The following is a 12476-nucleotide window of genomic DNA, read 5'->3' as shown; positions in this document are numbered from 1 at the left end:
CGCCCATTTTATTGTTAATCGGCGCCCACTTTCAGCGGACAAACAGGCATCGGGTCCAGCTTCGCATCCATGGCAATCACTTTTCACCTTCGCGCACCCCGCACAAGCCGGCCGTTCAGCCATCCGAAGCCACGACGCACGCCGCGAACCGCTCCGCGTTCCGACACTTTTCATCGGCCAGCGTGCCGGCGCCCCGACAACAGGCGTAATCTGTACATCCCGCTACCCAGGGAGACGGCAGCCCATGTCGCATTCCAAGGATCTCGAGCCGCGCGCCACCACCGGCGCGCGACTGCTCGTCGATGCGTTGCTCGCCAATCACGTCGAACGCGTGTTCTGCGTGCCGGGCGAGAGCTTTCTCGCCGTACTCGATGCGCTGGCGGACGACACCGCGCGGATCCAGACGGTCGTCTGCCGCCACGAGGCGGCGGCCGCGAACATGGCGGAAGCGGTCGGCAAGCTGACCGGCCGCCCCGGCATCGCGTTCGTCACGCGCGGGCCCGGCGCGACCCACGCGTCGATCGGCGTGCACACCGCGTTCCAGGATTCGACGCCGATGATCCTGTTCGTCGGCCAGTGCGCGCGCGAGCACCTCGATCGCGAAGCCTTCCAGGAAATCGACTACCGCCGGATGTTCGGCCAGATGGCGAAATGGGTCGCGCAGATCGACGACCCGCGCCGCATCCCCGAATACCTGAGCCATGCATTCCACGTCGCGACGTCCGGCCGGCCCGGCCCGGTCGTGCTCGCGCTGCCCGAGGACGTGCTGTCCGACGCGTGCGCGCCGCAACCCGTCGTGCCGGCCGCGAAACGCGTCGCGGCGTCGCCGTCGGCCGCGCAGGTCGACGAGCTGCGCGAACGGCTCGCGCGCGCCGAGCGGCCGTTCGCGATCGTCGGCGGCAGCGGCTGGACGCCCGACGCATGCGCGAACCTGCGCACCTTCGTCGAGCGCTGGCAACTGCCGGTCGCGTGCGCGTTCCGCTTCCAGGACACCTTCGACAACGCGCACCCGAACTACGCGGGCGACGTCGGTCTCGGGATCAATCCCGCGCTCGCCAAGCGAATCCGTGACGCCGACCTGCTGCTGGTGCTCGGCCCGCGTCTCGGCGAAGCGACGACGGGCGGCTATACGCTGCTCGACATCCCGAAGACGCGCCAGACGCTGATCCACGTGCACCAGGGCGCGGACGAGCTCGGCCGCGTGTATGCGGCCGAACTGCCGATCGTGTCCGGGATGCCGGAAATCGCGGCGCCGCTCGCGGCGCTCGAACCGCCGGCACCCCCCACGTGGGCCGGCACGGCCGCCGACGCGCACCGCGCGTACCGTGAATGGCACGCGCCGCTGCCGATGCCCGGCGACGTCCAGCTCGGCGACGTGATGGTGCAGTTGCGCGAGCGCCTGCCGCACGACGCGATCCTGACCAACGGCGCCGGCAACTACGCGATCTGGCTGCATCGCCACTTCGCGTACCGGCACTTTCGCTCGCAGCTCGCACCGACCAGCGGCGCGATGGGCTACGGGCTGCCCGCAGCGCTCGCCGCGAAGTCGCTGTATCCGTCGCGCGCCGTCGTCGCGCTCGCCGGCGACGGCTGCTTCATGATGGCCGGCAACGAACTTGCGACCGCGATGCAGTACGGACTGAACATCGTCGCGATCGTCGTCAACAACGGTCATTTCGGCACGATCCGCATGCATCAGGAGCGCAACTATCCGGGGCGCGTGCACGGCACCGGGCTCACGAACCCCGATTTCGCCGCGTATGCGCGCGCGTTCGGCGCGCATGGCGAGACGGTCGAGCACACCGCCGACTTCGCGCCGGCACTGGAGCGCGCACTGACCTGCGGGCTGCCGGCGCTGATCGAGATCCGCATCCCGCAGGACGCCAGCACGCCGGCCGCGACGCTCGAGCAGATCCGCGAGCAGGGCCGCCGCGCGCGCGGCGCGTGACCATGGAAATGCGCGCCGCTGCGGCCGGCCTCGCGCTGTCGCGCGACGACGCGCTGACGCATCCGGGCACGCTGCTCGCGCCCGACGGCACGCTCGTCGCACCCTACGACCTCGAGCACGGCGGCGCCGCCGCGGAGGATCACGTGCCGGCCGCGCCGGCGCTCGGCCTGCTGCACGCCGCCCACCGGCCGTTCCGGCTCGACTACGGCAGCACGGCGGACGTGTACGTGATCAACGGAATGGGCGTCGCGCTCGGCGACTCGGTGATCGGGCTGACCGCGCTCGCCGCGCTGCGCGCGATGCATCCCGGCCTGCGCTTCACGCTCTACCGGCCGGCCCGCACGCCGCGCTACGTCGACGCGCTGTATGCGCTCGCCGCCGACGTCGTCGCGCCGTCGCGTGCGCTGCCGTGCGCCGCCGACGCACTGCCCGCGCACGCGCCGCGCATCGATCTCGGCAATCACCTGTACTGGCCCGCTTTCGCGCGACAGCCGATGATCGACTTCTTCCTCGACGCGCTCGGCACGGATCCGGTCACGGTGCCGGCCGCCGCGAAGCGCAATCGCTGGCTTGCGCGGCTGCCCCTGCCCGCACTGCCGGCCGAATGGCGGCGGCCGTACGCGCTGTTCTGCCCGCGCGCGAGCACCGCGGTGCGCAGCGTGCCGCCGGTGCTGCGCGCGGCTTTCGTGGAGCGGCTCGCGCGGCGTTACGGGCTGCCGGTGGTCGGCTTCGGCCCCGTCGCGCATCCGGCCTATGTCGACGTGAGCCGCGACGCGGCCGATACCGCGCGCTTCATTGCCTGGGTCAAGGGCGCGAGCGTGCTGTTCGCGCCCGACACGGCCGCGCTGCATCTCGCCGACGGCTTCGACGTGCCGACGCTCGGCTGTTTCACGACGATCTGCCCGGCGCTGCGCGTGCGCGACTATCCGCACTGCGTACCGGTCGCGCTCGATGTGCCGGACGCATTGCACGGGCTGCATCGCAGCGAGCGGCCGGACGACCTCGCGGCGGTCGAAGCCGCTTACCGGGCGATCGACTGGGATGCCTTGCCGTGGCCTGCGCCGCGCGAAGCGGCGGCTATCGCCGGATAGGGATGGAGAAAAGGGAGTCGCCCGGATGACCGGACGCACCGTGGCATCCGCGCGCCGCCACCGCCCGCCTCACCCGGCCGCCACCGTCACCGCCCGCTCGCGCAGCGTCTCCGACGGCCGCTTGCCGAACAGCCGCCGATAGTCGGTCGCGAACTGGCTCAGGTGCCAGAAGCCCCACGCCTCCGCGACGTCCTGCACCGAACCGGCCGCCCGCCCGCACAGGTCGCGCCGCGCGCCGTTCAGCCGCAGCGTGCGCAGATAGGTCGCGGGCGCCATGCCGAGCACGTCCTGGAAACAGTACTGCAGCGTGCGCCGGCTCACGTGCAACTGCTCGCACAGCTCGGGCACGCCGACCGGGCGCGTGCGGTGTGCGAGCACGTACTCGCGCGCCTGCTCGACGATCCAGCGCCGTGTCGACGGGGCGCCGCCCGCGCCGTCGTCAGCCGGTTGCGCGCACGCGTCGAACAGCGCGGCCAGCACCTCGGCCTGCAGGTCGTCGCGCTGCGCGTCGGGCAGCGGCCCGCCCGCGGCCGCCGCGCCGTCGAGGCGGCCGCCGAGCAGCGCGCACAGGCGCGCGAGCCGCATATCGCCGATCTGGATCACGCGCTGCGCGAACAGCCGCTCGTCGAGCGCACGGTGTTCGACTTCCTCCGCGTAGCGGCGCAGCACGTCGCCGCGCACGACCACGCCGTAGATCGAGAACTGCGCGGGTGTCAGCAATTCGAATTCGACGTTGCCGGGCCGGAACGCGAGCGCGCCGGGGCCGATGCGGCACGCATCGACCCGCGCGGTGCCGTCGCTCGTCAGCGGGATGCCGAACCAGTACGCGTCGCCGCGCACCTCGCACGCCTGCCGCAGCAGGTGGCTGGTCGATTCGCGAAACAGCTTCATCGTGTCGAGCGGCAGCTCGGTCAGCGTGCCGACGAAGCGGCCGGCCGCGAGCTGGTCGTAGGTCTGCCGCCAGCCGATCAGGTTGCGCGCCTGCTCGTCGGCGTCGTGCGCGACGCTGACCACGGCCTGGCCGGCCAGCGCGTCGTCGCCCTGTGCGCTGCACCGCGTGTCCTCGGCCGTCGGCTCGGCCATGCACTCCACTCGTTGACCCATCATGTTCTCCTCACCCGCCCGGGACCGCATCCAACACGCAAGTCCCGTGCCGATCCGCGTTGTCCGGCGACAAGCCCGTCATTCAACGCCGTGCGGCCGATGCGCGCCACGGGGGCGCACCCGGAGGCGGCATGCCGCGCACCGCGCGGGTGCGGCATGCGTGCCGCCGGCCGCTCGGCGACGCGCTACGCGCCCGGGCGCAACCGCACGACCCGCGTGCCGCAGTTGCCGTACGCCTGCACGACCGCCAGTTCGACGATCGGACTGCCCGCCGGCCAGGGCGCCGCGTCCGCTTCCGGCAGATCGGTGCGCAACGTCGCGCGGCCGTTGATCCGGTAGCGGATGCCGCGCATGAAATCGATGAACAGCAGCCCGACGCCGCAGCCGTCGCACGCCAGCGCATCGAGCCGGTGGCCGCCGTGCGCCGGCAGCGCGAAGCGCAGCGTCTTCGTGTCGATCACGCGCACGACCGGCCACAGATCGCCGTTCGCGTCGCGCATGCCCTGCACGATGTCGCAGCTCATGCGCGCCGGGGCCGGGCCGCCGCTCGTCGTGCCGACGAACATGAACGGCTGCGATTCGACGAACTGGCGCACGCCGATGCTCAGCCGCGTCGTCACGACGTCGCTCATCCGCTCGGCTTCGTCGGCGACGCCGAAGCGGTGATGCGCGTCGAGCTCGCCCGCGTGAAACACCGGGTGACGCGGATAGGATCCGGGCAGTTCTGACATGCTGGTTTCCGTCGGGGCCATCGGGGTGCGATACGGGCACGATACGGGCGCGAACGCGCACCGGCCGGTGCGAATGCCGACGCCCGTATCGAAGGTCGGAACAGGAAAACGGCGAAGTGCCGGACGAACCGGCGCCAGCGCATTGCCGCCTCGCCGCAGACGCCGCCCGGCGGCCGAAGGCTGGACAGCCAGCTGCCCGACCGCCGCACCTTCCACGGCAAGCCGGCACCGGACGCGTCGCCATCGTCCCGCACCGGCCGCCGTACCGGGCAGCGTTGCGCTGCCGCCCGGCCGGCCCCGGCACTTCGCCCCCTGCTGCGGCGATCAGAAGAACCCGAGCGCCTCGGCCTGGTAGCTGACCAGCAGGCACTTCGTCTGCTGATAGTTCGACAGCGCCATCTTGTGCGTCTCACGGCCGATGCCGGACTGCTTGTAGCCGCCGAACGCCGCGTGCGCCGGGTACAGGTGGTAGCAGTTGGTCCACACGCGGCCGGCCTCGACCTCGCGGCCCATCCGGTACGCACGCGTGCCGTTGCGCGTCCACACGCCCGCGCCGAGCCCGTAGAACGTGTCGTTCGCGAGTTCGATCGCCTCCTGCTCGTCCTTGAACGTCATCACCGACGCGACCGGCCCGAAGATCTCTTCCTGGAACACGCGCATCTTGTTGTTGCCGAACAGCATCGTCGGCTTCACGTAATAGCCCGTGCCGAGGTCGGCGGCCGGTGCCGTGCGCTCGCCGCCCGTCAGGCATTGCGCGCCTTCGTCGCGGCCGATGTCGATGTACGACAGGATCTTGTCGAGCTGCTGCTGCGACGCCTGCGCGCCGATCATCGTCTGCAGGTCGAGCGGGTGGCCGCCCTTGATGCGCTCGACGCGCGCGACGGCCTTCTCGATGAAGCGTTCGTAGATCGATTCCTGGATCAGGATCCGCGACGGGCACGTGCACACTTCGCCCTGGTTGAGCGCGAACATCGCGAGGCCTTCGAGCGCCTTGTCGAGGAACGCGTCGTCCTGGTCGAGCACGTCGGCGAAGAAGATGTTCGGGCTCTTGCCGCCCAGTTCGACCGTCGACGGGATCAGGCTCTCGGCCGCCGCGCGCAGGATGTGCTTGCCGACCGGCGTGGAACCGGTGAACGCGATCTTCGCGATCCGCTTGCTGGTCGCGAGCGCCTCGCCCGCTTCCTTGCCGAAGCCGCTGACGATGTTGATCGTGCCGGCCGGGAACAGGTCGCCGATCAGCTCCATCAGCACCAGCACCGACGCGGGCGTCTGCTCGGCCGGCTTCATCACCACGCAGCAGCCGGCCGCGAGCGCCGGTGCGAGCTTCCACGCGGCCATCAGCAGCGGGAAGTTCCACGGGATGATCTGGCCGACGACGCCGAGCGGCTCGTGGAAGTGATACGCGACGGTGTTGTCGTCGATCTCGGAGATGCCGCCTTCCTGCGCGCGGATGCAGCCCGCGAAATAGCGGAAGTGGTCGATCGCGAGCGGCAGGTCGGCCGCCATCGTCTCGCGCAGCGGCTTGCCGTTGTCGATCGTCTCGGCCACCGCGAGCAGCTTCAGGTTCTTTTCCATCCGGTCGGCGGCGGCGAGCAGCAGGTTCGCGCGCTCGGTGACCGACGTCTTGCCCCACTTGCGGCGCGCGGCGTGCGCGGCATCGAGTGCGACCTCGATGTCGTCGGCGCTGGAGCGCGGCACGCGGCAGAACGGCTTGCCGTTGATCGGCGACACGTTCTCGAAATACTCGCCCTTCACCGGCGGAACCCACTTGCCGCCGATGAAGTTGTCGTACTGCTGACGGTACGGGTATTCGACGTCGAGGCCCAGTTGTTTCAGGTCAAACGGGTTCATACATGTCTCCTGTTCATCGTGCTTGTGTGAATGCAGCGCCGGTTGGATCGCGCTGCACGGTTTACGCAACATGCGTGCCAAACCGGGCGAAAACGGAACAGGAGCGGTGCGTCCGGGCGCCCGCCGGGGGCGATGCCGGCGCATCGAACACGAGTGTCCCGATTCTGAACACCGGGACGGCACAGCGGGTACGACGGGTGTTCGGATTTTTCACAGCGCAGCTGCGCACGCACCGCTGCGCGCCACGCTCGCCGCATGGCATGTCGCTTGCGTGCGGAACGCGGATCCGCACGCATCGGCCACGCGCCGACCGAACCATGAACCAGCCGGGCCCCTTGAGCGACGATGTCGTCGCGTTCATCCATGAACAGGCATTCCTGATCGTCGCGACCGCGAACGCGGCGGGCGACGCCGACTGCTCGTATCGCGGCCGGCAGCCGCGCGCGGACGGTTCGTTCGCCCCGCTCGTCGACCTGCCCGATCGCCGCACGCTCGTGCTGCCCGACTTCGCGGGCAACAACCTGTTCAACACGATCGGCAACCTGCTCGTGAATCCGGCGATCGCGCTGCTGTTCGTCGATTTCGTCCGGCAGACGACGTGGCTCGTGCAGGGGCGCGCGACGATCGACGAAGACGCGGGAAGCCGCGCGCAGCTGTGGCCGGATGCGCTGCGTTATGTGGTCGTTGACGTGGAAAGCGCGCACGCGCGGGCCGATGCGGGGCTGCCGCCGCTCGTGCTGGCGTGAGGCGCCGCACCATGCCGTCGTTGCGGCAAGGCGGGCGCGCATGGGCCGATGAGGCGCTGCGGCCGCTTGCGCAAACGCGCCCGCTCACCGCACACTCACCGCCCGCTTGCCTCCGCACAAGCCGGTTCGGTCCGGCGACGCGCCCGCGCGTCGGTATGCGCCTGTTCGCCGTCATCGCCGCGCGCTTCCGCCACTGCCGGCCGTGCACCGAGAAACGCGAACACCACCACCGCACACAGCACCGTGACGACCGCGAGCCCGATCAGCAGCCGATCAAATGCATGCACATAGCTCGCGAGCAGCGCCGCACGACCGACGCCCGGCAACCCGGCCGCAGCACCGGCGAGATCGCCGGTCGCGAGGCGCGCGGCCGCCCGCAGCGTCGCGTCGGAGGTCCCCGCCGCCGCCTGCCGCAAATCGGCGTGCGCGAGGGTCGCCAGCACCGCGCCGGCGATCGCTAGCGCGATCCCTTCGCCCGCCACGCGCGTCGTGCTGAAGATCCCGGTCGCCATCCCCGCGCGCTCCTTCGGCACGACGCTAACCGACAGCCCGTCCATCAGCCCCCACGGCATGCCGGCCCCGACGCCGATCGCGAGCATCGGCGCGATCGCCGCCGGCCCCGCGCCGCCGCGCAGCGCGACGCCCAGCCATACGAGGCCCGCCGCCGCGAGCAGGAGCCCGAGCCCCGAGATCACGCCGGCCGACAGCCAGCGCGTGAGCGTCGCCGCGACGAGCGGCACGACGAACATCGGCGCGGAGATCGCGAGCATCAGCCAGCCCGCGTCGATTTCGCTGAAACCGTCGATGCCGATGAAGCGCAGCGGCAGCACGACGAGCAGCACGATGTAACAGCAGCAGGTCGACACCGGCAGCACCTGCACGCCGACGAAGCGCGGAATCCGGAACAGCGAGAGGTCGAGCATCGGCCGCGCGACGCGCGTCTCGATCGCGACGAATGCGCACGCGCCGAGCACCGCGCCCGCCAGCAGCACAACGACGAGCGGATGCGTCCAACCGCGCGCGGGTGCCTCGATCACGCCGAACGTGAACAGCGTGAGCGCGGCGGTGAACGCTGCGGTGCCGGGCCAGTCGAGCCCCGTCGCGTGCGGATCGCGCGACTCGTGCATGCGCGGCAGCCCGAACCCGAGCGACGAGGCGCCCGCCGCCGCGCCCGTGACGAAGATCGCACGCCAGCCACCGTGCGCGATCAGCCAGCCGGCGAGCACCGGCCCGAACGCGAGCCCGATGCCGAAGGTCGTGCCGAGCAGGCTGAACGCACGCGTGCGCGCCGCGCCGTCGAACTCCTGCGCCAGCGCGGCCGTGCCGCCCGCGAGCGCCGCGGCCGCCGCGAGCCCTTGCGCGGCGCGCAGCAGGTCGACCGCGAGCATCGACGGCGCGAACGCGAGCGCAACCGACATCAGCGTGAAGCCGCCGACGCCGATCGCGAACACGCGCTTGCGGCCGAACTGGTCGGCCAGCGCGCCCGCCGCCATCAGGAAACTGCCGAACGCGAGCATGAACGCGTTGGTGATCCAGTTCATCGCGACCGGGCCGCCGTGCAGGTCGCGGCCGATCGCGGGCGTCGCGACCGCGCCGCCCGAAAACGACAGCGGCAGCGCGACGGCGGCCATGCAGACCGCGGCCAGCACCCACGCGCGCCGGCGTGCCGACGTGGCTGAATCGGCTGAAAACGGGTGATCCATCATTGCTCCTCGAAAAGCCGGCGCGGATGCGCCTCAAGCGCGATCAAGGATAATTTCGATTCAATCACCGAAAAACAATGCGTTGCTCCGTATATAACGGACTAAAATTCCTCAATTCACCGCATCGCATCCGCTCGCCCGCCTACGCCGATGGAAAACCTGAACGGCATCGCCGCCTTCGTCCGCACCGCCGAAGCGCTCAGCTTCGTCGCGGCCGGCCGCGCGCTCGGCATCTCGGCGTCCGCCGTCGGCAAGACGATCGCGCGGCTCGAGCAGTCGCTCGGCGTGCGCCTGTTCAACCGCACGACGCGGCGCGTCACGCTGACCGACGAAGGGCGCCATTTCTACGAACGCTGCCAGCGGATCCTCGAGGATTTTCGCGATGCGGAGGCGACCGTGACGGCCGCCGCGCAGCGCCCGCGCGGCAAGCTGCGCGTGAGCCTGCCGGTGATCGGCTACCGGTTCCTGCTGCCGGTGCTGCCCGAATTCAGGCAGCGCTATCCGGACGTCGAGCTCGACCTGGATTTCAACGACCGGATGGTCGATGTCGTCGAAGGCGGCTTCGACGCGGTGATCCGCAGCGGCCCGCTGTCGGACTCGAGCCTGATGTCGCGGCGGCTCGGCCCGTTCGCGTTCGTGCTGTGCGCGACGCCCGCGTATCTCGCGCAGGCCGGCACGCCGCGGGCGCCGCGCGATCTCGAAGCGCACGATTGCGTGCGCTACTGTTTCCCGACCACCGGCAAGCTGCAGGACTGGGCGCTCGCCGCCGACGACGGCACGCCGCTGAAGCTGCGCACCGCGATGACCTGCAACAACATGGAAGCGCTGCGCGGCGCGGTGATGGCGGGGCTCGGCATCGGCTACATGCCCGATTTCCTCGCGCGCGACGCGCTGGACACGGGGGCGCTCGTCACGGTGCTCGACGACTACCGGATCGCGCCGGGGCAGTTCTCGATCGTGTGGCCGTCGAGCCGGCAGCTGTCGCCGAAGCTGCGCGTGTTCGTCGACTTCCTGTGTGAGCGGCTGTTCAAGTAGACAAGTAGACGGACGGCGCGGTCGCGCCATCGATCCTCAACGATCAGCACCAATCCGCGCCAATCCGCCTCAATCCGCGCCGATCCGCTCCGCTTCCGCCTGCGGCAACAGCGCATCGCTGTCGTCCTTCAGCCCGACGCCCGTGAGGCCGAGCCGGCGCGCGTGCGTCATCAGGTAATGCAGCTTGTGCGCGGCCGCGGCGTGCGGCAGCCCTTCGGGCCGCACGTTCGAGATGCAGTTGCGCAGCGCGTCGTGGCAGCCGACCTTCGGCGCCCAGGTCAGGTACACGCCGAGGCTGTCCGGCGAGCTGAGCCCCGGCCGTTCGCCGATCAGCATCGCGACGACCTGCGCGCGCAGCAGTTCGCCGATCTCGTCGCCGAGCGCGACGCGCGCCTGCGTCGCGACCACCACCGGGCCGATCCGCCAGCCGTCCGCTTCGAGCCGCGGGCACACGGCCTGCAGCAGCGGCAGCGCCTGCTTCGCGGCCGCGAACGCCGACAGCCCGTCGCCGACCACGAACACCACCTCCGGCGCGTCGTCGAGCGCCGCGCCGTAGCCGGCCAGCAGCGCGCGTCCGTCATCGGACAGCTTGCGGCCGAGATCGGGCCGGCGCAGGTAATGCTGGCGGTCGGGCGCCGCGCTCTGCACGCCGAGCGTCGCGAAGCCGGCCGCGTCGATCTCGCGGCGCAGCGCGTCCGCGTCGAGCGGCTGGTGCACCGCGTCGCGCGCCTGCGCGTGCGACAGGTTGAACGCGAGCAGCGGCGCGGTCGGCAGGCTGCTGCCCGCGCGGCCGAGCGCGATCCGCGCGTTCGTGAACGACTTCAGCTGCGCCCACGGGTTCTTTTCGACGGCGTCGCTCATGCCGAAATCCCCATCCAGTCGTTCGCGCCCGCGAGCAGCGGCACGCGCGCGCTCGCGGCGCGCAGCGCGCCGTGCGCGTCGGCGATCTCCATCGTCTCCAGCCATTCCTCGAACTCGGGCGCGCGGCGCAGGCCGAGCACCTCGCGCACGTAGAGCTGGTCGTGAAACGACGTGCTTTGATAGTTCAGCATCACGTCGTCCGCGCCCGGGATGCCCATGATGAAGTTGATGCCGGCCGCGCCCAGCAGCGTCAGCAGCGTGTCCATGTCGTCCTGGTCGGCTTCCGCGTGATTCGTGTAGCAGATGTCGCAGCCCATCGGCACGCCGAGCAGCTTGCCGCAGAAGTGATCCTCGAGCCCCGCGCGGATGATCTGCTTGCCGTCGTACAGGTATTCGGGCCCGATGAAGCCGACCACCGTGTTCACGAGGAACGGGTCGAACTTGCGCGCGACCGCATACGCGCGCACCTCGCAGGTCTGCTGGTCGACGCCGAAATGCGCGTTCGCCGACAGCGCGCTGCCTTGCCCCGTCTCGAAGTACATCAGGTTGTTGCCGACGGTGCCGCGCTTGAGCGACAACGCGGCCTCGCGCGCTTCGCCGAGCAGCGCGAGCGAGATCCCGAAGCTCGCGTTCGCCTTCTCGGTGCCCGCGATCGACTGGAACACCAGGTCGACCGGCGCGCCCTTCTCGATCGCCGCGATCGTGTTGGTCACGTGCGTGAGCACGCACGACTGCGTCGGCACGCCGTAGCGTTCGCGGAACCCGTCGATCATCGCGAGCAGCTTCACGATCGCCGCGAGGCTGTCGGTCGCCGGGTTGATGCCGATCATCGCGTCGCCGCAGCCGTACATCAGCCCGTCGAGCATCGACGCGGCAATGCCCTTCACGTCGTCGGTCGGATGGTTCGGCTGCAGCCGCACCGACATCCGGCCGGCCAGCCCGACCGTGTTGCGAAAGCGCGTGACGACGCGGCGCTTGCGCGCGGCCGCGATCAGGTCCTGGTTGCGCATCAGCTTCGACACGGCCGCGACCATCTCGGGCGTGAGGCCCGGCGCGATCCGTTCGAGCGCGGCACCGTCGGCCGCGGGCGACAGCAGCCAGTTGCGGAAGTCGCCGACGGTGAGGTGCGAGATCTCCGCGAACGCGGCCGCGTCGTGATCGTCGAGGATCAGGCGCGTGACCTCGTCGTGTTCGTACGGAATCAGCGCTTCGTTCAGGAACGCCTTCAGCGGCACGCCCGCGAGCGCGATCTTCGCGGCCACGCGCTCCTCCTCGCTCGCCGCCGCGACGCCGGCGAGCTGGTCGCCCGAGCGCAGCGGGCTCGCCTTCGCGAGCAGCGTCTTCAGGTCCGCGAAACGGTACGTGCGCGGACCGATCGTCTCCGTGTAGGACATCGTTCGAATCTC

At 70.7% G+C, this 12476-nt stretch carries 10 protein-coding genes; 4 read left to right on the top strand and 6 right to left on the bottom strand.

Annotated features, from left to right (window positions below; genetic code table 11):
• Positions 1–244: 244 nt before the first annotated feature.
• Both NQV17_RS32950 and NQV17_RS32945 read left to right on the top strand, forming a co-directional pair.
• Complete coding sequence (locus NQV17_RS32950) at positions 245–1948, top strand: thiamine pyrophosphate-binding protein (RefSeq protein ID WP_257775464.1); 1704 nt, start codon at positions 245–247, stop codon at positions 1946–1948.
• Between the two features lie 2 nt (positions 1949–1950).
• Positions 1951–3039, top strand: a complete 1089-nt coding sequence (locus NQV17_RS32945; protein WP_257775463.1) for an ADP-heptose--LPS heptosyltransferase — start codon at positions 1951–1953, stop codon at positions 3037–3039.
• Between the two features lie 69 nt (positions 3040–3108).
• Here NQV17_RS32945 and NQV17_RS32940 read toward each other — a convergent pair whose 3' ends face one another.
• From NQV17_RS32940 to NQV17_RS32930, 3 genes are all read right to left on the bottom strand, one after another.
• On the bottom strand, positions 3109–4143 hold the full coding sequence (locus tag NQV17_RS32940) for a helix-turn-helix domain-containing protein (protein WP_044848383.1): 1035 nt from the start codon (positions 4141–4143) through the stop codon (positions 3109–3111).
• Positions 4144–4328: 185 nt separating this feature from the next.
• A complete protein-coding gene (locus NQV17_RS32935; RefSeq protein WP_257775462.1) occupies positions 4329–4874 on the bottom strand; it encodes a hypothetical protein in 546 nt (181 codons plus the stop codon).
• Between the two features lie 324 nt (positions 4875–5198).
• Entirely contained in the window at positions 5199–6725 is a 1527-nt protein-coding gene (locus tag NQV17_RS32930) for an aldehyde dehydrogenase family protein (protein ID WP_257775461.1), read from the bottom strand.
• 317 nt (positions 6726–7042) lie between these two features.
• Between NQV17_RS32930 and NQV17_RS32925 the strand changes: the two genes are divergently transcribed.
• Complete coding sequence (locus NQV17_RS32925; protein ID WP_257775460.1) at positions 7043–7471, top strand: pyridoxamine 5'-phosphate oxidase family protein; 429 nt, start codon at positions 7043–7045, stop codon at positions 7469–7471.
• A gap of 95 nt (positions 7472–7566) precedes the next feature.
• On the opposite strand, the gene NQV17_RS32920 is transcribed toward NQV17_RS32925, so the two are convergent.
• A complete protein-coding gene (locus NQV17_RS32920) occupies positions 7567–9174 on the bottom strand; it encodes an MFS transporter (RefSeq protein ID WP_257775459.1) in 1608 nt (535 codons plus the stop codon).
• Positions 9175–9324: 150 nt separating this feature from the next.
• Here NQV17_RS32920 and NQV17_RS32915 point away from each other — a divergent pair, with 150 nt between their 5' ends.
• Positions 9325–10209, top strand: coding sequence for a LysR family transcriptional regulator (locus NQV17_RS32915; RefSeq protein WP_044848388.1), 885 nt, complete (start codon positions 9325–9327; stop codon positions 10207–10209).
• A gap of 69 nt (positions 10210–10278) precedes the next feature.
• On the opposite strand, the gene eutC is transcribed toward NQV17_RS32915, so the two are convergent.
• Both eutC and NQV17_RS32905 read right to left on the bottom strand, forming a co-directional pair.
• Positions 10279–11070: an ethanolamine ammonia-lyase subunit EutC gene (eutC, locus tag NQV17_RS32910; RefSeq protein ID WP_044848389.1), complete on the bottom strand. Its 792-nt coding sequence runs from the start codon at positions 11068–11070 to the stop codon at positions 10279–10281.
• The gene (locus tag NQV17_RS32905; protein ID WP_044848390.1) at positions 11067–12464 is read right to left on the bottom strand and encodes an ethanolamine ammonia-lyase subunit EutB; all 1398 of its coding nucleotides are present in this window, start codon (positions 12462–12464) and stop codon (positions 11067–11069) included. Before NQV17_RS32905 ends, eutC begins: the two co-directional genes overlap by 4 nt.
• Between the last annotated feature and the right edge of the window lie 12 nt (positions 12465–12476).

It is taken from the genome of Burkholderia sp. SCN-KJ, assembly GCF_024656005.1.
GTDB lineage: Bacteria > Pseudomonadota > Gammaproteobacteria > Burkholderiales > Burkholderiaceae > Burkholderia.
This window is presented reverse-complemented; position numbering and strand designations above follow the sequence as displayed.

What these genes read in the sequence shown, in the direction of transcription:
- NQV17_RS32950 (WP_257775464.1), top strand. Translation starts at nt 245, where the DNA reads ATGTCGCATTCCAAGGATCTCGAGCCGCGCGCCACCACCGGCGCGCGA.
- NQV17_RS32945 (WP_257775463.1), top strand. Translation starts at nt 1,951, where the DNA reads ATGGAAATGCGCGCCGCTGCGGCCGGCCTCGCGCTGTCGCGCGACGAC.
- NQV17_RS32940 (WP_044848383.1), bottom strand. Translation starts at nt 4,143, where the DNA reads ATGGGTCAACGAGTGGAGTGCATGGCCGAGCCGACGGCCGAGGACACG.
- NQV17_RS32935 (WP_257775462.1), bottom strand. Translation starts at nt 4,874, where the DNA reads ATGTCAGAACTGCCCGGATCCTATCCGCGTCACCCGGTGTTTCACGCG.
- NQV17_RS32930 (WP_257775461.1), bottom strand. Translation starts at nt 6,725, where the DNA reads ATGAACCCGTTTGACCTGAAACAACTGGGCCTCGACGTCGAATACCCG.
- NQV17_RS32925 (WP_257775460.1), top strand. Translation starts at nt 7,043, where the DNA reads ATGAACCAGCCGGGCCCCTTGAGCGACGATGTCGTCGCGTTCATCCAT.
- NQV17_RS32920 (WP_257775459.1), bottom strand. Translation starts at nt 9,174, where the DNA reads ATGGATCACCCGTTTTCAGCCGATTCAGCCACGTCGGCACGCCGGCGC.
- NQV17_RS32915 (WP_044848388.1), top strand. Translation starts at nt 9,325, where the DNA reads ATGGAAAACCTGAACGGCATCGCCGCCTTCGTCCGCACCGCCGAAGCG.
- eutC (WP_044848389.1), bottom strand. Translation starts at nt 11,070, where the DNA reads ATGAGCGACGCCGTCGAAAAGAACCCGTGGGCGCAGCTGAAGTCGTTC.
- NQV17_RS32905 (WP_044848390.1), bottom strand. Translation starts at nt 12,464, where the DNA reads ATGTCCTACACGGAGACGATCGGTCCGCGCACGTACCGTTTCGCGGAC.